This window comes from Micromonospora sp. NPDC049662 (assembly GCF_040675055.1).
Lineage (GTDB): Bacteria > Actinomycetota > Actinomycetes > Mycobacteriales > Micromonosporaceae > Micromonospora.
This window is the reverse complement of record NZ_JBFAOC010000014.1, coordinates 1-22,107: the sequence shown is the minus strand read 5'-3', so window position 1 is coordinate 22,107 and position 22,107 is coordinate 1. Positions and strand designations below refer to the sequence as shown.

At 71.5% G+C, this 22,107-nt stretch carries 21 protein-coding genes and 1 pseudogene; 6 read left to right on the top strand and 16 right to left on the bottom strand.

Annotation, left to right across the window (positions count from 1 at the left end; genetic code table 11):
• Window positions 1–23: 23 nt before the first annotated feature.
• From AB0J36_RS13595 to AB0J36_RS13585, 3 genes are all read right to left on the bottom strand, one after another.
• The gene (locus AB0J36_RS13595) at window positions 24–770 is read right to left on the bottom strand and encodes a DUF3800 domain-containing protein (RefSeq protein WP_363660573.1); all 747 of its coding nucleotides are present in this window, start codon (window positions 768–770) and stop codon (window positions 24–26) included.
• Window positions 771–863: 93 nt separating this feature from the next.
• Window positions 864–1,208 (bottom strand): hypothetical protein, encoded by a 345-nt coding sequence (locus AB0J36_RS13590; protein WP_363660572.1) that lies wholly within the window; start codon window positions 1,206–1,208, stop codon window positions 864–866.
• A gap of 150 nt (window positions 1,209–1,358) precedes the next feature.
• Entirely contained in the window at window positions 1,359–1,625 is a 267-nt protein-coding gene (locus AB0J36_RS13585; protein ID WP_363660571.1) for a hypothetical protein, read from the bottom strand.
• Between the two features lie 1,065 nt (window positions 1,626–2,690).
• Here AB0J36_RS13585 and AB0J36_RS13580 point away from each other — a divergent pair.
• Window positions 2,691–3,566: a DUF5753 domain-containing protein gene (locus AB0J36_RS13580; protein ID WP_363660570.1), complete on the top strand. Its 876-nt coding sequence runs from the start codon at window positions 2,691–2,693 to the stop codon at window positions 3,564–3,566.
• Window positions 3,563–3,727, top strand: a pseudogene (locus tag AB0J36_RS13575) (DUF397 domain-containing protein); the annotation flags it as partial. The gene AB0J36_RS13580 and the pseudogene AB0J36_RS13575, both read left to right, overlap by 4 nt.
• A 340-nt stretch (window positions 3,728–4,067) precedes the next feature.
• Here the strand turns inward: AB0J36_RS13575 and AB0J36_RS13570 are convergent.
• The 9 genes from AB0J36_RS13570 to AB0J36_RS13530 all read right to left on the bottom strand — a co-directional run bounded on the left by AB0J36_RS13570 (window position 4,068) and on the right by AB0J36_RS13530 (window position 12,995).
• Window positions 4,068–4,457, bottom strand: coding sequence for a hypothetical protein (locus AB0J36_RS13570; protein ID WP_363660569.1), 390 nt, complete (start codon window positions 4,455–4,457; stop codon window positions 4,068–4,070).
• On the bottom strand, window positions 4,454–4,642 hold the full coding sequence (locus tag AB0J36_RS13565) for a hypothetical protein (protein WP_363660568.1): 189 nt from the start codon (window positions 4,640–4,642) through the stop codon (window positions 4,454–4,456). Before AB0J36_RS13565 ends, AB0J36_RS13570 begins: the two co-directional genes overlap by 4 nt.
• A gap of 63 nt (window positions 4,643–4,705) precedes the next feature.
• Entirely contained in the window at window positions 4,706–4,990 is a 285-nt protein-coding gene (locus AB0J36_RS13560) for a hypothetical protein (RefSeq protein ID WP_363660567.1), read from the bottom strand.
• Between the two features lie 108 nt (window positions 4,991–5,098).
• Window positions 5,099–5,566 carry an NUDIX domain-containing protein gene (locus AB0J36_RS13555; protein ID WP_363660566.1) on the bottom strand — a complete coding sequence of 156 codons (468 nt, stop codon included), beginning with the start codon at window positions 5,564–5,566 and terminating at the stop codon, window positions 5,099–5,101.
• Window positions 5,567–5,625: 59 nt separating this feature from the next.
• Entirely contained in the window at window positions 5,626–6,477 is an 852-nt protein-coding gene (locus tag AB0J36_RS13550; protein ID WP_363660565.1) for a sugar phosphate nucleotidyltransferase, read from the bottom strand.
• 167 nt (window positions 6,478–6,644) lie between these two features.
• Window positions 6,645–8,777 (bottom strand): glycosyltransferase, encoded by a 2,133-nt coding sequence (locus tag AB0J36_RS13545; RefSeq protein WP_363660564.1) that lies wholly within the window; start codon window positions 8,775–8,777, stop codon window positions 6,645–6,647.
• Window positions 8,774–10,363, bottom strand: a complete 1,590-nt coding sequence (locus AB0J36_RS13540) for a hypothetical protein (RefSeq protein WP_363660563.1) — start codon at window positions 10,361–10,363, stop codon at window positions 8,774–8,776. The genes AB0J36_RS13545 and AB0J36_RS13540 overlap by 4 nt, the downstream gene beginning before the upstream one ends.
• Window positions 10,360–11,412: an Ldh family oxidoreductase gene (locus AB0J36_RS13535; protein ID WP_363660562.1), complete on the bottom strand. Its 1,053-nt coding sequence runs from the start codon at window positions 11,410–11,412 to the stop codon at window positions 10,360–10,362. Before AB0J36_RS13535 ends, AB0J36_RS13540 begins: the two co-directional genes overlap by 4 nt.
• Window positions 11,409–12,995, bottom strand: a complete 1,587-nt coding sequence (locus tag AB0J36_RS13530; RefSeq protein WP_363660561.1) for a glycoside hydrolase family 3 N-terminal domain-containing protein — start codon at window positions 12,993–12,995, stop codon at window positions 11,409–11,411. Before AB0J36_RS13530 ends, AB0J36_RS13535 begins: the two co-directional genes overlap by 4 nt.
• A gap of 196 nt (window positions 12,996–13,191) precedes the next feature.
• Between AB0J36_RS13530 and AB0J36_RS13525 the strand changes: the two genes are divergently transcribed.
• From AB0J36_RS13525 to AB0J36_RS13515, 3 genes are all read left to right on the top strand, one after another.
• Window positions 13,192–14,487: a hypothetical protein gene (locus AB0J36_RS13525; RefSeq protein ID WP_363660560.1), complete on the top strand. Its 1,296-nt coding sequence runs from the start codon at window positions 13,192–13,194 to the stop codon at window positions 14,485–14,487.
• Window positions 14,484–15,026 (top strand): GNAT family N-acetyltransferase, encoded by a 543-nt coding sequence (locus AB0J36_RS13520; RefSeq protein ID WP_363660559.1) that lies wholly within the window; start codon window positions 14,484–14,486, stop codon window positions 15,024–15,026. Before AB0J36_RS13525 ends, AB0J36_RS13520 begins: the two co-directional genes overlap by 4 nt.
• Before the next feature lie 131 nt (window positions 15,027–15,157).
• Window positions 15,158–15,847 carry a hypothetical protein gene (locus tag AB0J36_RS13515; protein ID WP_363660558.1) on the top strand — a complete coding sequence of 230 codons (690 nt, stop codon included), beginning with the start codon at window positions 15,158–15,160 and terminating at the stop codon, window positions 15,845–15,847.
• Here the strand turns inward: AB0J36_RS13515 and AB0J36_RS13510 are convergent.
• The 4 genes from AB0J36_RS13510 to AB0J36_RS13495 all read right to left on the bottom strand — a co-directional run bounded on the left by AB0J36_RS13510 (window position 15,790) and on the right by AB0J36_RS13495 (window position 18,716).
• Window positions 15,790–16,443, bottom strand: coding sequence for a bifunctional DNA primase/polymerase (locus tag AB0J36_RS13510; protein WP_363660557.1), 654 nt, complete (start codon window positions 16,441–16,443; stop codon window positions 15,790–15,792). The two genes, AB0J36_RS13515 and AB0J36_RS13510, sit on opposite strands and share 58 nt — an antisense overlap.
• Window positions 16,427–17,104, bottom strand: a complete 678-nt coding sequence (locus tag AB0J36_RS13505; RefSeq protein WP_363660556.1) for a hypothetical protein — start codon at window positions 17,102–17,104, stop codon at window positions 16,427–16,429. The genes AB0J36_RS13510 and AB0J36_RS13505 overlap by 17 nt, the downstream gene beginning before the upstream one ends.
• A 262-nt stretch (window positions 17,105–17,366) precedes the next feature.
• Window positions 17,367–17,651 carry a hypothetical protein gene (locus AB0J36_RS13500; protein WP_363660555.1) on the bottom strand — a complete coding sequence of 95 codons (285 nt, stop codon included), beginning with the start codon at window positions 17,649–17,651 and terminating at the stop codon, window positions 17,367–17,369.
• Between the two features lie 3 nt (window positions 17,652–17,654).
• Complete coding sequence (locus tag AB0J36_RS13495) at window positions 17,655–18,716, bottom strand: DUF6225 family protein (protein ID WP_363660554.1); 1,062 nt, start codon at window positions 18,714–18,716, stop codon at window positions 17,655–17,657.
• 153 nt (window positions 18,717–18,869) lie between these two features.
• On the opposite strand from AB0J36_RS13495, the gene AB0J36_RS13490 reads away from it, so the two are divergent.
• A complete protein-coding gene (locus AB0J36_RS13490) occupies window positions 18,870–21,872 on the top strand; it encodes a Helicase associated domain protein (RefSeq protein ID WP_363660553.1) in 3,003 nt (1,000 codons plus the stop codon).
• The last annotated feature ends 235 nt before the right edge of the window (window positions 21,873–22,107 follow it).

The following is a 22,107-nucleotide window of genomic DNA, read 5'->3' as shown; positions in this document are numbered from 1 at the left end:
CCCGCACCCGCCTTGGGGCCCGCTCACGCGGGCCCTTCGTGCATTCCAGGCACGGGATACCAGCACCGGGCGTGGTAGACGAGGGGTTCGACCCACGACCACATCCTCGCGCTCGCTGCGGTCGCCCGCTGGTCAGCCTCGGCCACGGTCGCCATCCGTCGGTGAAGAAACGTGATCAAGTCGACCGCCTGGACCAGCCGGGAGCTGTGCGACGCCGCGAAGTGCAACGTGTCGACGATCCGGTTGATCTGTCGCGACCGGTATCCCCCGGTGCCGTCCACCCGGTAGCGGGTCAGATCCGCGCGGTGCCGGGCAGGGTTGTCGACCTCGTCCGCGATCACCAAGGCCAACTGCTCCTCCTTGGCGGCGTAGGCGTCGACCCGCTCGAGTAGGTGCGATAGGACGACCTCGTGTGGCGCCTTGGGGTGTGGGTAACGCTGGCGTAGGCCGTGCCGATCGACGCCGCGCAGGATGATCGTGACGTCGTGCGCGCCGATCGCCTTCAACGCGGCGTTGTAAATCGCGATCCGGACTCGGGGCGGCACCGCCTGCCACGCCCGCCGCCCGTGGAACATGTCGTAGCCGTGCAGCTCGGCGTCGACAGGTACGCCGTGGACCTTCGCCGCGTCGGCCATCACCGAGTCCAGGGCCGTCGTCAGCGGGATCGCGACGCGCTCGGGCACGACCAGGGCGCCGATCCAGTACCAGCTGTCGGTGAAGGACTCATCTACGTACGCCAGCAACACCAGTCGAGCGTAGGGGCTGGTCATCGTCCTGGTGGTGAAGCAGATCGAGTGGCGTTTCGCTCGCCGGCGGGGCCCGCGCGAGGCCGCGGCTCCCGTTCGGGCTGTCGTACGGCGGCCTCAGAGGCTGCGCGAGCGATCGCTGAGACCGAATCGATGCACCCCGGCCAGCATGACGGCAGCCCCGAACTGGCCGTCCTGAGCGCCGACGGCCCGGTAGCGGCGCACCATCCTGAGCACCAGCCGGTGCCGCGCGGCGAGCACGTCACCCACCGCGCCGGGCGACGTGCCGTCCTGAACATCGGTGCGCAGTCTGGTGTGCAGCTCGTCGGCTATCCGATCCAGCAGCCCCGCCAACCGAGGATCCCGCTCAGCGCGGTGCAGGAGCCGGCGAGCCTCGCCGTCAACATCGACCTCCGCGCGATCCGGAACACCTCCGAGCCGACGCTCCTCATCCGTGATCATCAACCGACGGTAGTGCGGGCGGCGGGGATCGAGTATGGTGCCGCCGGCCGAGAGCACCTCGGTCAGCTAGCGACGGGGCATCCGTTGATCAGGTGGCTCGTACGCCTGTTCGGACTGTTCCCAGTCGTCGGCTGACCACCGGGTCCGCGCCTAGGATCGCGGTCGGGGCGACGACGGTACCAAGGGGCGCAGCCCGGCCCGCTGCACGAAGACGGTACGGCGCTCGACGGCAGTCCCGGCGCGGTCCAAGACGTACCCGTCGAGCCACAGCCACCCGTCGTAGGTCGCCCAATCGTGTACGCGGATCACCCTCAGCACGATCGCGCTCGCGCCGGCGAACTGGACGCTGGCTTCCCGGCCGATCCCGAGCACGTCGCCAGAGCGAGGCGTGCGGACTGGTCCGCTGCTCGTGCTCATCGCCCGCCTCGCAGGATCCGCAGGACGTACGGGCGAAAGAGTCGCTGGCGCTCGTGGTCAGCCTGAGGATGATGGTCCCCCGCCGCCGCCGCCGCCGGCGCCGGGGGCCGGCGCGGCGGCCGGCCCCGGCTCCCGCCCCCCGGGTTGTCGGCTCGCGTCCGGGATGCGGCCGCCATGGCAGGGCACGGCGCCGTCCGCCCGCACGCGGCGCAGCATCCGGTGTCGTCGCCGTGGTGGATGGCCAGCACGCCGTTGGCGTCGCCGACCCGCGCTGCGGCGAAGGCGCGCATCTCGTCTGCTCCCGATTGGTACACGCCCATGGGTCAGTCACCCGTCCGAGCAGGGTGGTGGAGCCACCGTCGAGTAGCAGGTCAGGCTCGTACCGTGCCGCCAGGAATGCGGCGGTGACGGTGTCCACCGCAGTGCCCCGCGCATCGGTGGGCCGGTAGCGGACGGTTGCCGCGGTGGTCGACGCCGTCACCACGCGGCCGGGGCGCCACGCGCCGCCGCGATGCACCCAGACCGGGTCACCATCGCCGTAGCTGCCGGTGCTGGCCACTTCTACGGGCAGGCGGGCTCCGGGAAGCTGGTCAGGCGAGGGCACGGGCTATCCCTGTGCCAGGAGAACCGGGTGCGGCGACTCGGTCAGAGCGATGGCCGCCAGTTGCCGAGTAGCGCAGCCGTCCACAGGGCGCCCGTCGATGCCTCGGCCTACCCAGCGGCCACCGCAGAAGTGACACCGAGCGGCACCGGAATGGGGGTCTATCTGATGCCGGCCGAACAGGCGGGCAGCGGCTTCGATCGGGTCGTCGGCCGTTGTGCCGACCATCCGCGGCACCACCATGGGTGTGCCTCCTCATGCCCTGAAACGAAGGACGGGAGCGCGGCGACCACGGGGGAAGCCTCCGCGCTCCCGTCGTCTTCGGGCGGGGATTGCCCTCCGTGACCGAAGTCCTACTGAGTATGGCGGTGATACTCTCACGGCACAAGTCTCACCCCAAGAGTATTCAGCCCCGACGGCACCCCGGCTTGGCTCGGAGTCTCAGGCTGAGACAAACTTGCGAGGTGGCCGAGCATTCCCAGGAGGTAAAGAGCGTGGCCGCTTCCCCGGTCGCTGGCCCCACCGTCTTTCGTCGCCAACTCGGACGACAGCTCAGGCGCCTGCGTGGCGACGTATCCGTCGACGCGATAGTTACGAACCCCCTGCTGGGTATCTCCCGGGCGAAGCTGTTCAAGATGGAGGCTGGGAAGCACCCGGTCAAGCCGCAGGACGTGGCCGTGCTCTGCCAGCACTACCAGGCTGCGGCAGGCGAGACCGAGGCCCTGACCGCCCTGGCGCTGGCGACGCAGGGCGACAGTTGGTGGCACGTCTACGGGGACGCCTCCGTGCCGGACTGGTTCTCGCTGTACCTCGATGTGGAGCCCGCCGCGGCCGAGATCCGCACGTACGAGGCGGAGCTGATCCCGGGACTCCTGCAGACGCTCGAGTACGCCCGTGCGGTCTACCGGGCGCGCAACCCTGACGCGGACCCGGCCGAGATCGAGCGGCGCGTCGCCCTCCGAATGGAGCGGCAGGCCATCCTGACCCGCGTTGACCCGGCGCCGCCGAAGCTGCACGTCGTACTGAACGAGGCCGTCGTGCTGCGCCAGGTCGGCGGGTCCGCCATCATGAACGCGCAGGTCGCCCGGCTACGCGAGGCCGCCCGCCTACCGCACATCAGCATCGACGTCCTGCCGCTGGGCGCCGGCGCCCACGCCGCGATGGAGACGGCCTTCGTCATCCTGACCTTCGCGAACCCCAGCGACGACCCGTCCGTGGTCTACATCGACACCCCGAGTTCGGCCGCCTACCTCCAGAAGCAGGTCGACCTCGACCGGTACGCGACGATCTTCGAGCACGTCAGCAAGCAATCCGTTTCGATCTTGGAGTATCCGGTATGACCAGTGAGCCAGAGCGGTACTACACGAAAAGCACCCGCTCGGGTGGCTCCGGTGGCAACTGCGTCGAATGGGCGTTCGAGCCGGAGGGCGTCTATATCCGCGACAGCAAGGACCCGACCGGCCCCGAGTTGCTCACCACCTATCCGGAGTGGGCCGCCTTCGTCCACGCTGCCGGCGAGGGCCGCGAGCACCCCTGGATCTCTCGTGTCGCCGACGGGGTGCACGTACGCAAGGACGGACACGAACTGCGGTTCACCCAGGCGGAGTGGGTTGCCTTCACCGCTGGTGTGAACGCCGGCGAAGGCGTTCCCGCCGGGGTCTAGCACCCAGGTTGCCCGCGGCTTCCGGCCGACGCCAACCCCGACGCGGCCCCTCAGCCCGGCGCTGAGGGGCCGCCGTCGTCTCGGCCCGCGAAAACGACGGTCATCCCACTCAGCCCCGCCTCACGGCGCGAGGGTCGTTTCTGGGGTTGAGCGCTCGCCACGCGGTTGCGCTGGCGCGTCAGTCGATCGGGATGACGGGGCCACCGCCGTCGAGCCCCGCGTACAGCGCGGGTTGGCCGGTGAGGAGGTGGCCATCCAGATCGATCGCGGCGAGCACGGCGGATGCGGCGTCGAGGCGGCCCACGGTCTCGTAGATGATGGCCAGCGCTCGCCAGCTCTCCGGATCGGGCGTGAGGATCTCGATGGCCTGGTGGTTGGCGAGAAGGTCGAGCCGGTCAGCGTCGGCCACCGCCCGAGTTGCCTCGGCCAGGCAGAGCACCGGTAGCCCGACTGCTGCGTTCTCCTCCTCGGCGACCAGCGAGATGACCTCGCCGACGTGGATGCTCTCTCGGCTGAACGCGACGATCGCGGAGGTATCGAGAACGACGCGGACGACGCGGCCCGTCACGCGGCGTGCGCCGGCAGACCCAACTGCTCTCGCAGTTTCGCGTACCGAGCCGGCGTCCACCGCTCCCGGGCCGCTTGCAGTCGGGCACGAGCCCGATCCCGGCCCTCGGGGGTGACGGTGATCCCGGCCGCAGCGAGCATCGCCGCGGTGTCTCCGCGGGTGTCAGCGCTGTTCGGTCGCTCCATGCATGCAGAATACCCGCTCCTGGCGTTCCAAGGCCATGGGAGCCGGCGCGCGGCACGTCCGGCTCAGCCTCGGCCGTCCGAAACCTCGCGCCTGACCCGGCAACGTTCTATCAGTACAGATAGATTCCGCCAGGCTCGCTCCAGCCGTTTCGCCAGCCGCCGGGCCGGCTGGCCGTAGTGGTCGCGCTGCGCCTGAAGGATGCGGTCGGCGAGGGTGAGGTAGTCCGACCTCGTGCGGTCCTCGGGCGCCGCGGAGTCCCAGCCGTAGATCAGGAATCCGATCGCTTCCCGCTCCGGTAGGCCCCGGCCCGCGCGCGGATGGTTGTGGTCGATCCCGTCGTCGTCCATCGGCACATGCTTGCGGGCGGGTGTCGCGCTTACGTCGCGGCGGCAAGCGCTCTCTATCAGTACAGATAAAGCCTGCCGATCAGTGGTGCGCCCGTGGTCTCTGCGTGGTCAGCGCCAGTTGTACGTGCGGTCGGTCATGGGTGGTAGCAGTACGGGCCCCGGCAGGGCGGGGCGGCGGGTGAGGGCCGTGAGGACATCCGCCACTGCGGGGTAGAGGTGCAGTCGCGCTGCCCGCGTGAGGCTGACCCAGACGACGGGGGCGCGGTCCTCGGCGTGTTGCTCGGCCGCCGCCACCGTGGCGCGGGAGTGTCCGGGCAGGTGGAGCAGGTGCACGAGGTGCAGCCGGCGGAAGAGCTCGGGCCGGCCGGGCCTGGTGGTGAGCTGGTCTTGAACCCAACGCAGATCGGGTTGTTCCGGCAGCGCGGCGACGTCGAGGTCGAGTTCTTCCTTGAGTTCGCGGGCGAGGGCGGCCGGCACCGTCTCGTCGGGGTGAAGGATGCCGCCGGGCAGCGAATACTGCTCGCCGTCTGGTCGCTCGCGCCGGATGAGACACACTTGCTGGGCGTGCAGGATCACGGCGCAGGTGCGAACGAGCAGGGTCGGCGCCGCTTCATCGGCGGCTGGCCCGGCACCGATCACGCGTGCGGCCCAGGAGTGGCAAGACCTTGGGCCAGGGCCGCGGCGTTGTTGGCCGCGAGCCATCCGGCGGGGTTGCCGCAGTCGTGGTACTGGCCGGCGATGGGGTGGATCAGCACGTCGTGGTCACGGGCGAAGGCGGTGATGGCGTCGGTGGCCTGGTATTCGCCGTTGGCGGCTGGGGTCAGTTTCTGGAAGTAGGCCAGCGCGTGGGCGGGTAGCAGCGTGCGGCTGATGTTGATGTACGCGGTTGGCTCGCCGTAGTCATCCGGCTTCTCGAGCAGCTCGTCGAGCAACTGGTGCCCAGCGGCTGCTCGCGGGTGAAGGATGCCGTACCGGTGGGCCTCGGCCCCGGGCACCGTGGCGGCGGCGAGCGCGGCCGGTGCGCCGGCCGTGGCGCGGGCGGCGGCGAGTTCGGCGAGGTCGGACCCGCCGTCGGCGCGGAGCAGGAGGTCGTCGCCGGCGACGAGGAGGAAGTCGTCGCCAGCGATGAAATCGGCGGCGACGAGGGCGGGCAGCGCGGTGCCATACCGGTCGTCGCGAGGCTGCTCGATGAAGGTGAAGGCGGCCTGGCTGTGCAGGTCGGCAACGGAGGCGTACTTGTCCTGCCAGCCCCGCTGGGTGAAGTATGCCTTCAGGTCGAGGTCCTCGCTGAAGAAGTGGCGGACCTGGCGGCCGGGTTCCCCTGGGGCGGTGACGATCGCGATCTCATGGGCGCCAGCGGCGACGCAGTCGGCGACCGCGTAGGCGACCACGGGCTGGTTGAGGATCGGCAGCATGCACTTGTTGATCGTCTTGGCGATCGGGAAGAACCTGCTGCCCATGCCGGCGACAGCGATGACGGCCCTCACTGGCTCACCTTTCGGTCGAGGTGCACCGGCCGTCACGGTGTGGCGACAGTGAGCCGGGCAGGCGTGCTCAGTCTACGCGTTCCACTGACCCGATCCGGGGCATCTGGTGGACGCGCGCACGCCTTCGGGCCGCCGGCGTTTCAGCGCCGGCGGCCCGTGGCAGTCAGTCAACCTCGGTTGAGGGGTACGAGCGCGGGGGCGGTTGGAGGCTCGGCGGCGAGCGCGGCCAGGGAGCCGGCGTGTCGGATCCGGTCCCACGTCGGCGTGCGGCGGGTATCGGGGTCGAGCCCGTGACGCAGGGCTTGCCGGTGAACCGCGTGCAGCATGGCGTCGTAGTCGCGCGGGGTGCCCACGCGGCCTTCGACGTAGTGGTGGAGCGTGGCGACCCCGACCTCGGCGACTGTGTGCCCGCTGCGGGCGACGGCGGCGAGCAGGTCGGTGTCGAACGCCAGGCTCTGGTCGGTGACGAGCGGCAGCGCGGTGCGTAGGGCGACGGCCCGGAAGGCTTTGAAACCGGCCTGCGGGTCGGTGGCGTCGAGTTGCAGGATTTCCCGGACTGCCCGCTGATAGAGCACGGTGGTGGGGGTCGGGCCGGCGGGCGGGTAGTAGCCGTGGGAGTCGGGTCGGCGGCGGGAGCCGATGACAGCGCCGACGCCGGGCTGGTCGAGGGCGGCGACGTGGAGACCGATCTGCTCCAGCGGGTAGGTGAGGTCGAGGTCGGTGTAGGCAAGGGCGGTCCGGCCGGAGCCGGCGAGCTCGGCGAGGCCCCACCGCACGGCGCCGCCCTTGGCGCTGGTGTCGTCGGGGCGGGCGGCGATGGTCACGCGAATCCGCGGGTGGTCGACCTGGATCGCGTTGGCGGCGTGGGCAGAGGTGCCGTCGTTGCTCTCGTCGACCAGGAGGAGGTCGGCGCTGGCGTCCGGGCACGCTGCCAGGAGCCAGCCCAGTTGATCGATCTTGACGGTGAGCGCGTCGTCGCCGTTGCGGCTGCCAGTGAGCCGGTGGGTTTCGGCACGCATCGCCACGACGATGCCGAGGTCGGCCGGACCGGGCCGAGCCAGGAGGGCGGCCTTGGACCGGGCCGCCTTGATGGCGGCAATCAGACCGGAGATGTGCAGGTCCGCAGGGATGATGTCGCGGCGGTTCTTGGCGAGCCCGTGGACGAAGGCGATGAGGAGCCGGTCGTCGTAGTGCGGGAGAGGGCTGTGCGTGTGGTGGCCGGTGAGGTGGTCGGCGACCAGGTGTAGCAGTGCGCGCCCGGTCGGGTCGGCGGCCCAGCACTGGTCGGGGGTGGGCGGGATGTCGGCGCCACCCCAGGTGGTCCGGACGTGATCGGCGAGCAGGTCGTACCCGGCCACCAGCGCGCGTTGAGTGTCGTCCCATTGGGCGCCGTCGTCGGTGGTCTCGGCTGCCTGCCATGCCTGTTCCCAGCCGTCCGGTTGGGCGCGGGTGGTGCGGGCGGTGGCGGTGACCTGCCGCCAGTAGCTGCGTACGGCGGGCCAGGCGCAGCCTGGGTCTTCACCAGCGGCGAGGGCGCCGGCCGCGTTCGCGGCGGCGGCGAGGGCCTGGTCGGCTTGGGCGGGGGTGTCGGCGGCCGTCGTGAGCGCGTCGAACCACAGTTCGGCGGCCAGCGTCAGGCCGCCGGTGTGCTGGCCGAGGTCACGGATGGTCTGCTCGCGTCGCGCGAGTAGCCCGCCGCGTACCCGGTGCCAACGGGCGCGGTCGAGGGCGTCGGCACCCGCCAGGTCGACCCGGGCCGCCGGGCCGCGGCTGGCGCGGACATCCAGCAGGGCGACCAGCCCGGTCTCGGCGGGCCCGGTGAGCGTGCCCGCGTCCAGCAGCGGCGCCAGGAGCTCGCCCAGCACGGCCGGGTCCGCCGCCGCGGCGGAGACGCGGAAGCGCTCGCTGGTCAGGTACGTGTCATCGACCGATGCGGGCTGGTGAGCGAGGGCCGCGACGGTACGGGCGAACGTGTGACACGCGCCGGGCGCTGCACCGTCGGGGAAGAGCCTGGCGCGCAGGGTGCCGGTCGCCCGCTTGGCGTCGGCCCGGTGCGCGACCAGCAACGCCAGCGAGTGCAGCGGCAGGTCCGTACGCTCCTCAAGCGCGCGGGCGACCCGATCCGCGATCGGCTTGGCGGTAATCGACAGCAGCGCTCGCACGGTGGCCGGCTCCAGGTCGGCGGTCGCGGCCAGATGGACGGCGAGGTCGGCGTCCTCGGCGTCGCGGCGGTGCAGCAACGGGGACTCGGCCAGGGGCAGGAAGACCCGGGCCGGCGCCGGGCGAGCGGCGGCGGTCATCGGGTGAGCCTTCCGGCGACGAGCTCGGCGGCCTGCCGGGCGGTGTGCACCGGGAAGAGCAAGTTCTGGCGCAGGAACGTCCGCTCGAACTGACTCAGCGGGGCGTGGACCACGGTGGTGGTAGAGGTGATGTCCACCCGGACGTCGGGGCGGCCGATGCGGGCGAGCAACTGCCGTACCGTCTGCTCGTCCGGCGGCTGCGCGGCCGCGCACACCTGGTGCTGGGCGGCGGGACAGCGCAGGCGGCAGTTGGTGGCGGGCAGGTCGTAGTGGCCGTTGTAGTCGGGGATGTGGCTTCCCCGTTCCACCGCCCGACCGCACGAGGACCGCTTCAGCACCGCAGGACGCAACTCTGGGGGCACGTCGGCGTACACCTCGTCGAACGCGGCCATGATCCGTGCCTCGGTGGCGGCGGTGAGCAACTTCTTGCCCGGCGTGAACGAGCCGGTGGGCAGGGGCAGGCCGTAGCTCATGAAGCTGTGGACGTGGTCGTCGGCGAACTTGAGCCCGCCGAGGACCACGGTGCGGGCGCCGGCGTCCTTGAAGGTCTGCCAGACGTGGCGTAGGTGGGCGTCGGTGGTGTTGAGCCCTTCGGCGATCGGCCGGTAGTACGCCAGGACGTTGATCCGCTCGGAGCGCAGGATGCGGCGCAGGAACCGTAGCCGACGTTCGCGGTTGGGCGGCTCGATCGACTCGGGCATGGCGGCGTAGCAGACGTTGACGTCGAGGTCGACGTGGACGAGGGACTCCAGGCAGGCGATCTGTTCGTCGGACAGGCTGTACTTGGTGATGCACGAGACGCGGTTGGTCAGCCCGAGCTCGTCGAGCAACTGCAGCGCGCGCCAGGTCCGGGGCCACAGCTTCGGCAGGAACGCCTCGGACGTGGACATGTGCAGTCCGATGGGCGTGTGGTGCGGGGTGAACCACGGGTGGGACAGCAGCCGGGCGACGACGTCCTCGGGCTCGAGGAAGCCGGCCGGCTCCCACGAGCCGAGGTAGCCGTCGACCGTGTCGCCCTCGCGCCGGTAGCAGTACGCGCACATCAGGGGGCAGCCGATACCGAAGTCGGCGGACATGCCGCCCTTCATCTGCGAGATCATGTAGCTGGTGTTCAGTCCGTCGGCGCCGGCCGTGGCCTGACTCGCGGCGATCTGCTCCACGGTGGCGATCGGCTCGAACCCGGCCGGCAGCACCGACTTGAGCGCGTGCGGGGCGTCCGGGGTGCCGACGACGCCGGGCCAGGCGAAGGTGCAGCGCAGCGCGAAGCCCAGGGCCTCGCTCTGGCCGGCGTCGAGATGATGTGCCTGGGCGAGTCGAGCCACCGTGCGCGCGGGCAGTTCTTGCAGCGGCACGCGCCGACCGGTTGGCTCGTGCAGCAGCCGCCCGGCGGCGACGTCGGCCAGGGCGCGCTCCAGCGGTCCGTCGGCGAGCTGGCGCGCCGCGTCGACGACCGGGTAGGGGTCGGTGATGTCGAGGACGGACTGGAGGGCGTGGGCGGTCTCGGATCGGGCAGCGCCGCGGTGTAGGGCCGGTGGGCCTGCGGCCGCCGGGCCGTCGAGCGTGAGTGCGGTGGTTGGTCTGCTCACAACTGCACCTCCTGTGATCCAGTGGCGGGGCGGGGAACCTCGGGTCGGGTCCAGCCGTGGGGGGCGCGGACGTTCGCGTGACGGCCGGCGTTGACGAGCGCGGCGAGATCGCCCGAGTCGAGGTGGATGCCGTCCTGGCGGGCCCGGTCGCGGTGAGACCAGGCGCGGTCGCCGGGCATCCGGCCGCCCTGCTCGCGTACCGCGTGGGCGACGGCGGCCACCCCACCTGGAAGCGAATCGGCGACGCCGAGACGGCGGGGGTCGACAGCCACGACCAGCAGGCCGCGACCGTCGTCGCCGGCCGGCAACGGGGCGCCGCCGGTCAGCGCGCCGACCAACAGTTCCAGGACGATCGCGAGGCCCTGGCCGCGCTCGCCCGCTGGCAACAGGACCGCCGCGAGCGTCGGATCGTGGACCGGGACGCCGTCGGTGTCCAGCGCGGACCCGTCGGGCAACATCCGGCCGGTCCGAGCCAGCTGGTGCAGCCGGCCCCACGACATCGCGGCGGCGGCCAGATCTATCAGCACCGGGCGCTGCTGGTCCGGGCCCGGGACGGCGATCGCGAGTGCGCTGCTGCCCAGTACCGGAGTGCCGGTGCCACCGTGCAGGGCCACGCTCGGTGCCGACGCCTGCGCGGTCACCAGGCCCACCAGGCCGCGCCGGGCCAACTGGGCGGCGGGAATGCCGAGCGCGCCCACGTGTCCGGCGCGGCGAACGGTTACGGCCGCGACGCCGCAGCGCCGAGCGCGCAGCATCGCCGCGTCGACCGCCAGCCGGGCCGCCACCGGACCCGGGGCCAGGTCAGCGTCCACGACCAGGACCGCCTCCGCGTCGTGCACGGTCCGGACCAGGGGCCGCGAATTGAGGCGCCCGGCGCGAAGCTTGTCCAGGTAGCTGGGGGCCAGCCGACTGCCGTGGCCGGGGATACCGCGCAGATCGGCCTCTACGTGGCCGTCGGCCATCACCCTCGCCCCGGCCTGGGTCATCCCCGCCGCCCGATACAGGCGGGCAAGGAAACCGGCGAGCTGGCCAGCCCGAACGCGGGTCACCACGGTAGGCCCGCGACGGGCACGACACCGTGCGGGCGGCCGTCGCTGAGCAGGATCCGAGTCACCGCCGCGGCCGAGGCCCGGTGCGGGCTGAACGCGGCGAGCAGCACCGGCGCCGGTGAGCCGGCCAGGTCGTCGACGTCGCCGAGCGCGACCTGGACGACGGTCCGCCCGCACTCAACGAGCCGGGTGGCCTCCTGGGCGGCACCACTCACCCCCGCCGTGGTGCGGGTGTCGTAGCCGTACACCACCACCGGTCCCGCTGTCGGCACCGGAGCGCCGACCGGCACCTGCAGAACGCGGTGGTGCGCGGCGAGCAGGGCGGGCAGATGATCCTGCGCGTGGCGGGCACTGTCGGCTCGCCGCTGCCCCGCGTCGGGCACCCGCACCAGCGCCAGCACCTTTCCAGGCGGCACGTGAAGCGGCAGAAGCCGGGCGCCGCGCAGCACCGCCGCCGACCGGTCGGCGATCCGGGTGGCCACCCGCCGCGCCGCCGCGTTCGCCCGTGGCCACTGCGGCTGGACGGCGCCGGCCGTCAGGCCGTACCGCTGGTGCAGCGCCTGCACACGCTCGACGGCCTCGCCGATACGCCGACGGTCGATCACGCCCTGCTCGACGGCGGCCGTCAGCGCGTGGACCACCTCCGCCCGCCGCCGTACCGCCGCCGTCCACTCCACGTGCGGGCTGCGCCCCCGGGAGACCTCCGAGTCGAGCATCACGATGTCCACGCCGGCGGCCACCGCCGCGACCGCCGCCCGGGCCACGCCACCGAGCGGCTCGTGCACCGCGCGGATCGACAAGTTCTCGCTCACCACCACACCGTCGAAGCCCAGCTCGTCGCGCAACAAGCCGAGGACGCGCCGCGACGCCAACGCCGGCTGGTCGTCCAGGGCAAGGACGGTATGGCTGCCAACCATCACGCACGCCACCTGCGCGTCAATCGCCGCACGGAACGGCAGCAGCGCACCCGGGCCGAGCCGGTCGACGACCGGCGCGACATGGTGCGGATCGGCGCCGACTCCCCCCAGGCCCGGAAAGTGCTTGGCGGTCGCCGCGACGCCGGCCGCCTGCAGTCCGCGCACGAATGCCGCCGCCAGCGGCCCCACCCGCTCCGGATCCGACCCGAACGATCGGGTCCCAACCGCAGCCGGCGCCGGCCAGCCGGTGGTGTCGCACACCGGCGCCAAGTTCCAGGTCAGCCCGACCGCCCGCAGTTGCTCACCGATCGCCGCACCCGCCAACTCGGCCAGGCCCTCGTCCCCCGCCGCGCCGAGCGCCAAGTTCCCCGGCAACTGCGCGACGCCGGGCCAGTCCAACGCGTTCAACCGGCCGCCCTCCTGATTCACGCTCAGCAACAGCGGGAGTGAGCCGGCGGAGATGGCGCGCGCCGACCGGGTGACCCGGCCCAATTGCTCCGGGCTGGTGACGTTGCCCTTACTGATCCGGCCCGGCTCGGCAGCCGGCTCCAGGTGCGTGGAGCCGTCGGGGCGTAGAACCATGCGGGCAGGACGGACCAGCAGGTCGATGTGAGTGGCGAGGTCAGAATCGGCCCCGATCGGCCGCGCCGGGAACGTACGTGGCATCGCGGCTCTCCTTGCGGCTGCGGAGCGTGCGGGCCTCCAGGAAAGGCCCGCGGCAGCGGTGACGCGATGCAGAAAGCCAGGAAGAAGCAGTGAAGGAACGATGAAGAATCGGGAAGTTGCCGCCCTTACGCTCTGTGCTCGGAGTCCTCGCACCGTTACCGTCAGGCCATCAGGCGAGGACGCCCGGGAGCCCGATGTGGGAGAGCCGAAGACCCCGAACACCGTGTTCCGCGAGTTGCGCGAGCGCGAGTGGAGATCGAGCCGGACCGAAGCCGCGAGGATGATCCGCAAGAAGGCGGCCGAACTCGGCGAGCCCGTAGAATGCGACGCCAGAACCATCTCCCTCTGGGAGGACGGCACAACCGCCTGCCCTCGACCGATCTATCAGCGGGTGCTCTACGCCATGACGGGGCGCAACCCCGAACAACTGGGATTCGCCCCTCCCCGGCGCGGTCGCCGGCCGGCGACCGAGAGCGCCGAGGAGGACGGAACCCCAGACATGAGAAGACGTAGCCTTCTGATCGCCGCAGGCGCCGGACTCTTGACCGATGCCGGCCCAGCCGGAAACGAAGGCGACCGGCAACTGGGCGACGCGCACGTACAGGCCATCCTGGACACGGAGCAGCGTCTGTACGCACAGGACCGCCAATTCGGCGCCGTCGAGCTCAACCAGCTCGCGGCGACCGCCGTAGCCCGAGCGAACCGGTGGCTTCGCAACGGCCGCTACAGCGAGCAGGTGGGCCGCCGGCTTCAACTGGCCACCGGCGCCCTGTCGGTGACCGCCGGCTGGCTCGCGCTCGACTCCGGCAGGACGACGGACGCCCGCTCGCTCTACACCGAGGCACTCGTCTGCGCCCGGCACGCCGACGACCCGGGCCTGGAGGCCCACGCCTTCGGCTGCCTGTCCCTACTCGCCACGTCAACCGACCACCCCCGTGAAGCCGTCAGCACCGCCAGGGTCGCCCAGCGCGCCGCAGCCCAACTCGGCTCGCCCCGGTGGCTGTCCCTACTGGCCATGCGCGAGGCCCGCGGCTGGGCGCTCCAAGGCGACCGCACCCTCACCGAACAGGCCCTGGTGCGGGCCTACCACCTCTACGGTCAGGGCCCCCGCGACGCCGACCCCGCCTGGCTCGAGTTCTTCGTGCCGGCAGAGCTCACCGGCCTGGAGAGCCTGTGCCGGGCCGACCTCGGCCAGTACGAGCGCGCCTGCGCCGGCGCCGAGCAGACCGTCATGCTCTTCGCCGCCGACCACACCCGCAACCGCGCCCTCTACACCGCAGACATCGCCCTGCATCACGCGCGCAAGCCGCGCCCGGATCTCGACGCGGCGGTCGATGCCGCCCACCGCGCGCTCCGGTACCTGCCCGGTGTCCATTCCGACCGCCTCACTCGGGCCCTCGACGCTGTCGCCGGCGTACTGACACCCCACGAGCAGGTCCGCAGCGTTGCCGGCTACTTCGACATCTACCGCGCCGCCAGGGCGCCGCAGTGAACGAGCCGGGCATCGTCATCCGGCGCCGTGGCGGCGACCAGGTCGACGAACTCCTCGACACGCTCGCCGCAGTGTGGGCCGACGCGCACGCCGCTGACCAGGACGTAACAGCGGCGGGTTTCACCCCCGACACCGTGCGCCGTCAAATCCTCGGCCACGCCGGACGGGACGGCTTCACCCTGATCACCGCCCACGGCGGCGACCTCTGCGTCGGCTTCGGATACGGCTTCCGCTGTACCCCCGACTACTGGTTTGGCGCACACCTGCTGCCGTCGATCACCGACGCGGCGCGGACCACCGATTCGCTCGTCGGGATCTGCGAACTGGCCGTCCGTCGCCAGTGGCACGGACACGGGGTCGGAACCCGTATCCACGCAGCGATCCTGGACGCGCTGCGGCCCGAGTGGGTCTCGCTGCTGGCCATGCCCGGCGGCAGTGCCCAGCAGTTCTACCGACGCCTGGGCTACCGCTACGCCGGCCCGTACCGCGCAGGCTCCACCGGGCCCGTGCTTGACCTGCTCCTCCAAGAACGAGGCTGACCAGCACCGAATCCGGTTCAGGGCTACCTCTCGGCCGCCTCTATCGGTACAGATAGAGCCATGCCGGGTACGCTCTGACGTGGGCTTTCGTTATTTGTGTGCGTGGCCATCTCTCCCCTACTCTGGCTTGCGTGAAGATGGTGGTCGCCGTCGATGAGGCATTGCCGGAGCGCATTGAGGACGCCGTGCGTGACGAACAGGCCAGGGAACGAGCCTGGCTCGTCGAGCAGCGCCGCGACCGTGGGATCGATGGGATGAAGGCAGGCCAGCGGCGGGCAGCCATCGCTCAGCTTTACGCGGATCGGGCGGCCCGCCGGGAGGCGCAGGAGGTCTTGGCCACGCGCTCGGCGCTCGTCAGCGCGCATTTGTCCCGACTGCTGGAGGCGGCCGGTTGGGGCTCGCGTGCGTACCCGCCAGTGCCCGGCGGGCAGGACACCATGCCTGGACGGCGGTGGGGGACGTCCGGGTACGGACACCACCGCGGCGGTCCGGGGCGGCTGACCATCGTGCTGCCGCAGCCGCTCGGTGAGCGAGTCCGGCGGGTGTCGTACTGGGTGAGCCAGCGCGCCACGGTGAATCTGCAGCGGTACGCCGACGAGAGCGCCGGCGGGTTTCCCCCGCTGGACCTGCTGCGGGAGATGGGTGACCTGGCGGTCGACCTGTACCTCCTTCCGTTGGAGCAGCTCGCCGCTGCGGTGCGCAGGCGTACTCGAGCCGAGCCGGGCCCGATCGTGTCGACCGGCGACCTTGTCCGGGCCGCCGCCTACCGGGCCACTCGATACACCCCGGCCCCGGACCAGCGCGCCGCCTCGCCCACGTGACCATGACCTGCCCGTGACGCCGGCGCCGTCGACGACGAACGGCTGATGACGGCCCTGGCGGCGGGGAGGGCGAGCAGGTCGGCGATCCAGTCGGGCACCGGGGCGATCGGCACGTCGCGTTCGACGACGTATGGGACCCCGCCGATGTGGGAGCCGGGGCCGACGAGGTGCCCGCCGGTGTGCCGGCCGGGGCCGCGGGTGTCGATACTCGGACCGAGTGGGGACCGGCCGCCGGAGGTGCTGCCGATGATCCGCCCGGCAGGTACCCGCAGGTAGAGGTGCAGGCCACCACGGGGAGTCCGCACGGTGTACGTGTCCGGCCAGGGCTGACCGTACCGCTCGCAGACGGCGGCGAACCCGGCGATGCCGTCGGGCTTGCCGGGGTGCCGGTCCAGGTCGATTCCGAGCACGCGGGAGGCGCGGCAGCCGACACCGACGTTGTCGCCCGGGCGCCAGGTGCGGGCGACCACGTCCGGGTCGCTCGCGCACCGGCCCTGCCAGCCGGGCGTCGGTCGTTTCTCGCCAGCCGGCAGGCCGAACACCGACAGCCCTGCGGCCAGGGCAATCGTGGGATCAGGGTCAGCAGTTGCAGCCATAGGGCCCACCGCCGCCACACTCTTCGCAGCCGTCCTGCGGGTCGTCGTCGCATGTGCACCGGTACCCGGCCCTGGCGCCGCACTCGAAACAGCCGGGGTCGTACCCGTCGTCCTCGTCGTGGTCGGGGAAGTTCGGGTGTCGGACCTTGTCGTACACGGTGATTCCGCCGGCGGGGTTGGCCTCGCCCCACGGGACTGCCGGCAGCTCCACGCTCACGGTCAGGACCGCGCCGCAGCCGGCGCACTCGTACACGTCCTCCCAGTCGTTGACGCTGAACAGGCCGCCGGGGTACCGGTCGACGTGGATGAGCAGGCCGGGGCACCGGTCCTTGCCGTCGTCGTCGCGGCCGCACTGGGTGGCGTGCAGGCACGATCCGCAGCAGCGGCACGGCCGGGCGGGGTTGACGGGCCGCCAGTACGCCTCGGCGTGCGCGCGCTGCGCGGGGGTGGCGTCGGCGGGCAGAACCCGCCAGCCGAGCTCGTCGACGTCCATGTTGGTCTCGTCCGGGTACGGCACGAGCAGCGCCGGATCGATGGTGGCGGTGGTGGAACCTGCGCCGGCGAGGGCGCGGCCGGCGGCAGTGTAGGACTCGCCGGTTTCGGCCTTCCGCATACGGATAGCGCGGCGACGGGAGCGGTCGGAGCTGCTGCTGGTCGTCATCGTGAACTCCTCGGGCGGTGCGGAGGCCCACGCACTCCGCACGCTCGTGATCACGATGGCCTGCGGGTTGGTGCTGGTCGCGCTGCGTCGGAGACGGCTTGTCCTCATCACCTGCGCCGGCGGCGTGGGCCCGGGTGCAGGTTCGGAGTGCGGCGGCGGACAACTGCCACCGCACACGGTAGCGGGTGGGTCCGACACAACCGTGGACCCCGATCGGGCGAGCGGTCGGTGAGCCGTGACCCGGAGCCGAGAGTGATTGAGGTCAGGATTCGCCGCCCTGCGGCCTCGACGCAGCACCGGGGACGGGAACGATCAGCGTGCCGGTTCGCATCAGGTGGCCGTCCGAGCTGGGCGCCGGTTCGCGGGTGCTGGGTTTCCACGCGTCACCGTAGAAGTCGGCGAGGCTGGCCAAGGCCGCGTCCATCACCTCCGGTGGGCAGACGAGCCGCACATTGACGGCACCGGGCCGAAACGAGCCGGCCGTCGGGATGATCAGCGCCGTCTCGGAATCGCTCGTGTTCTCGGGCGGGAGCGGGTTTCTGCTCATGGCTCAGTCATCTTCCTCGCCGTGGGTGTTCTCGTATCGGGTGTAGACGCCGGGCGGGTACTCAAGCTGCAGGCCGAACCAGCCAGCGGTGACCCACTCGCCTTCGCTCTCCCCGCGGCCCGGTGGCGACCATTCGGCGCCCATCGCGGCGTCGTAGACGATCTGGGTCGGGCCGTCTCCGGCCCCGCCCGGCTTCTCCGCGACCCAGACCAGCACGGGCATCTCCCCGTCTAGACCGCTGAGGATTGCCAGGACCTCGCCGGCGGTGAGTCCGTCGGCGCGATGCTCGAACTCCTGGTCGTCGTCGCTGTAGTAGGTCCCGCTCGGGTAGTCCAGCTCGAACACCACGGTCGGGACTTCGGCTCGTGTCTCGGGATCACGCGGAGATGCCCCGGAGCTCACGTACGCCGCGGTCACGACTTGGAGGTCACCGTCGAACTCGCCGCCGGGCTTCTCCGCCGGGCTGGCCATCAGCGGTGCGTCGGCGGGAACCGGCTCCAGCGCGAGGCGCAGGTCGGAGACCCGCCAGGCCGCCACGGTCAGCTCGTATTGGATCTCCCGCTCCCAGCGGGAGATCTTCCACCGGCCCACGTCCCGCTGGGCCGGGCGGTCCGCCACCGGACGGCCGTGGCGCCGAGCGGCGGCCGCGACATCCGCTAGGCCGGGCCAGCGGCGCTTAGCGCCCTGCCTGGTCATCCCGATGGCGTCCCCCAGCTCGACGTACGAGGCGCCACTTTCCGCTGCGGTCTTCGCCGCGCCCTCGCGAATGTTGCCCAGCAAGCCCAGCAGGTACTCGCTGATGGCCACCTCGGCCAGCGCGGTCTCCTTCGGCCGGCGACGGCGAGCCTCCCCGAGCAGATCGCCGATCGACACCTCGGCGAGCGTCGCGGCTCCGAGCCGTTGCGCCGGAGCATTCGCAAGCCAGCCCGGATCGGCTAGGCCGAGCGCGTCCAGCACGGCCCGGTCGAGGAGGTCACCGACCCGCTCGTTCAGCCGTCGCCGCTGTTCGTCGCTCAAGGGGAGCCCGACGTGGGTCAGCACAGTCCTGACAACACCTGTTTCCACGCGCTCAAGCTAAGGCCCAGACAACACCTGTTGTCAACCCCTCGACAACAGGTGTTGTCGCCACTGTCGAATCCCGCTTGTATGGCGCGTACTACACGTGTATTCCGTGATACTGTGAGGGTGTTCGGCTATCCCGTCGGGAGGAGCGATCCCGTGACAGACCAGACCCAGCCGAGTTCTCAGGGCGAGCGCGGCGCAGGGCCTCTCCACCCGCGCCCGCAGCAGGTGGAAGCCCTCGCGGCGCTGACCCGAGCCTTCGTCGTTCACGACCGCGCGCAACTCGTCATGGCGTGCGGGACGGGCAAGACCCTGGTGGGCCGGTGGTACGCCGAGACCGCCCAGGCGCAGACCACGGTGGTGTTCCTGCCCTCGCTGAGCCTGTTGGCGCAGACCCTCGCCGAGTGGCGGCGCATCCACGGCTGGCCGTTCGAGGCCCTGGTGGTCTGCTCCGACCCGTCCACGGCCGCCGGCGCCGCAGAGCGGCTGAACCAGCAGGGCGAGATCGAGGATGTTGACCGCCCGTACTGGTCGAAGGTGCGAGCGAAGGTCACCACCTCGTCCTTCGTCGCCTCCGGGTTCCTGTCGCGCACGGGATCGGGACGGCCCCGGGTGATCTTCTCGACGTACCACTCGGCTCCCGTGGTGGCGGCCGCCCAGGTCAGCAGTCAGGTTCCGATCGACCTGGCCATCTGCGACGAGGCCCACCGTCTCACCGGCCGGCCCCGGGAAGAGTTCCGCACGGTGCTCGATCGGCGGATGTTGGTCGCCCGCAAGCGGCTGTTCATGACGGCGACCGCGACCGTGGTCGAGGGTGACGGCGTCTACTCCATGGACGATCCCAAGGTCTTCGGGCCGGTCGCCCATTCCGTCAGCTTCGGCCAGGCGATCGAGGCGGGACTGCTCACCGACTACCGGGTGCTGGTCATTGCTGGCCGCGATGGTGACGGCGTGTTCGACCAGCGCGGTCCGGGTACGGTGCCCGGCGCGCTCCTGGACGCGGTCGACCAGTACGGCATTCGTCGGTTGCTGACGTTCCACAGCCGCAACGCGTGGGCGTCGCAGTTCGCCGAACTGCTCGACGCGGTCAAGACGCCGGGCGGGCGGTTCCTACGTGCCAAGCACACCAACGGCCAAATGCCCACCAGCAAGCGCGCGGAGATGATGCAGTGGCTCGGCAGCGACGCCGGGCAGGTCCGTCTCATCTCCAGCGCCAGGTGTCTGCAGGAGGGCGTTGACGTTCCCGCTGTCGACGGCATCATGTTCGCCGACGCCCGCAACTCGGTCACCGACATCATCCAGATTGTCGGCCGGGTGCTTCGATCCGCACCCGGTAAGACTTTCGGCTACGTCATCATCCCGGTCACCCTGCCGGCTGACGGCGATGACGACACCAACCTGGCTCTGTCCTCGTTCGCGCAGGTCTGGGCGGTGCTCAAAGGGCTCCGCGAGCACGACAGCCGTCTCGGCGACGACCTCGACCGCGCCGCGCGCACCGTGGTCAACGGCCGGATGTACGCCGGCCGGGGCAGCGACCGCGTGCAGTTCATCCTCCCCGACGGAGTCGAGGAGGCGCCGCTGCAACTGCGCTTCGTGCAGGAGGTCGGCTCGGCCTGGGAGCGGTTCTACCTCGCCACCAAGGACTGGGCCGCCGAGCACCCCGGCAAGCGACTCGCCCGCAACACCTCGCACCTGGGGGCCGGGATCGGCGAATGGGCGTTCAAGCAACGTCTGGCCCGCAAGCACGGTCGGCTCTCGGTGGACCGCATCGCACGGTTGGAGCGCATCCCCGGCTGGTACTGGGACCGGGAGATGACCGACTGGTACGACACCTACGCGGTCCTCAAGGCTCTGGCCGACCGCACCGGCGGCGTCGCGGACAACGACCAGGGCGAGTCCATCTTCGAGGGCCTGCGCAGCGTCGGCTCGCCGCAGCGTCGGCTCGGCGTATGGGCCGCCGTGCAGCGTCAGAGCTTCCGGGTCGGCACCCTCGACGCCGAACGCGTCGCCCTGCTGGAGAAGCTGCCCGGATGGAGTTGGAACGGCGGCCTCGCCGACCAGCACGTCGCGATGATCGACGCCCTCGCTCAGTTCTGCGCGTTCGAGGACCACGCCAGCCCGGCTGAGGACCACGTTGAGGACGGCCTGCACCTGGGCAAGTGGTGCTGGGCGATCCGCCGCGACCGCCTATTGGGCAAGCTTCCGCCGGCGCTTGTCGACGAGATCTCCGCTGCCACCCCGCGCGGACCGAAGGGCGCCGAGACCTGGGCCTGGGAGCACAACGAAACCCAGTGGCGGCTGATGTACGCGGCGCTGCGCCAGTTCGCCCGCCGCGAGGGCCACCCCCTGGCGCCCAGCGTCCACAAGGAGGAGTTCGCCGGCACTCTGCTCGGCCTCGGCCAGTGGGTGTCCCTGCAACGCTTCCGCTACCGCCGCGGTGACCTCGACGGACGCTACGTCGCCTGGCTGGAAGCCCTCGACGGTTGGCAGTGGGAGGTTGAGCTGGCCACCGTTGAGTACGGCGAGCCGCTCGACCTTGGCGGCCACCGGCACGGCACCGCCAAGGGCATCGCAGCCGGCTGCACCTGCAAAGACTGCCTTGATGAGCGTCGGGCCCGCGACCGCATGTACTTGGCCCGCAAGCGGGAACTGACCGATCCGGTCCGCGCGAACCGGGCCGTGGCCCACGTGGCGATGTTGGAGACCCAAGGCGCCAAGCGGACCGCGATCGTCACCGCGTCGGGCGTCCCGCTCGGCGTCATCCGGAAAATCATGTCGGCCGAGTGGGTCAAGCTGGAACGCGACCACGAAACGGCGATCCTGGCCCTGTCGATCGGCGACTGCCAGTCCCTGGACAACCGGGTCGGCTCGCGGGGCCGGCTCGTCACGACGGCGAACGAGCGCATCGACGCCACACCGACGTGGGACATCCTCGACGACCTTGGCCGGCGCGGCTTCGGTGTGCACTGGGTGGCCCGCGAACTGGGCTACACCAACGGCATGCAGCTCCGCCGGGACGTCGTCTCCCGCCGGATCGCCGACCGGGTGCAGGCCCTCGCCGCCCGGGTGGGAGACCTCACCTACCCCCGGGTCGGCAACCAGCCCGTGCCGCCGCTGGCCGAACTGCTGCGGGCCCGCGCCGGCGCCGCCGTCGCGTAGACGACGCGAGACCGGTCGGGGTTGGCTCCGTTCTCCCCATCACACCCCGATGAAGGGAGCGCCCCGCATGTCCCTGCCCACCCCGCCGGCCGGCGACCCGGTCAGCCCGGACCTCGGCCCTGCGGGCGTGGTCACTGACGAGAGGCGCGGGGGGGGGGGGGACGGGCCGGCCCCCCCCCCCCACACCGCCCGCCCCCCCCCCGGCCCCCCCGACCGCCAGCACCCCACCCCGGGG

What these genes read in the sequence shown, in the direction of transcription:
- AB0J36_RS13565 (WP_363660568.1), bottom strand. Translation starts at nt 4,642, where the DNA reads ATGGAGCGACCGAACAGCGCTGACACCCGCGGAGACACCGCGGCGATG.
- AB0J36_RS13510 (WP_363660557.1), bottom strand. Translation starts at nt 16,443, where the DNA reads ATGGCTGCAACTGCTGACCCTGATCCCACGATTGCCCTGGCCGCAGGG.
- AB0J36_RS13585 (WP_363660571.1), bottom strand. Translation starts at nt 1,625, where the DNA reads ATGAGCACGAGCAGCGGACCAGTCCGCACGCCTCGCTCTGGCGACGTG.
- AB0J36_RS13505 (WP_363660556.1), bottom strand. Translation starts at nt 17,104, where the DNA reads ATGACGACCAGCAGCAGCTCCGACCGCTCCCGTCGCCGCGCTATCCGT.
- AB0J36_RS13500 (WP_363660555.1), bottom strand. Translation starts at nt 17,651, where the DNA reads ATGAGCAGAAACCCGCTCCCGCCCGAGAACACGAGCGATTCCGAGACG.
- AB0J36_RS13560 (WP_363660567.1), bottom strand. Translation starts at nt 4,990, where the DNA reads ATGGACGACGACGGGATCGACCACAACCATCCGCGCGCGGGCCGGGGC.
- AB0J36_RS13595 (WP_363660573.1), bottom strand. Translation starts at nt 770, where the DNA reads ATGACCAGCCCCTACGCTCGACTGGTGTTGCTGGCGTACGTAGATGAG.
- AB0J36_RS13590 (WP_363660572.1), bottom strand. Translation starts at nt 1,208, where the DNA reads ATGATCACGGATGAGGAGCGTCGGCTCGGAGGTGTTCCGGATCGCGCG.
- AB0J36_RS13530 (WP_363660561.1), bottom strand. Translation starts at nt 12,995, where the DNA reads ATGCCACGTACGTTCCCGGCGCGGCCGATCGGGGCCGATTCTGACCTC.
- AB0J36_RS13545 (WP_363660564.1), bottom strand. Translation starts at nt 8,777, where the DNA reads ATGACCGCCGCCGCTCGCCCGGCGCCGGCCCGGGTCTTCCTGCCCCTG.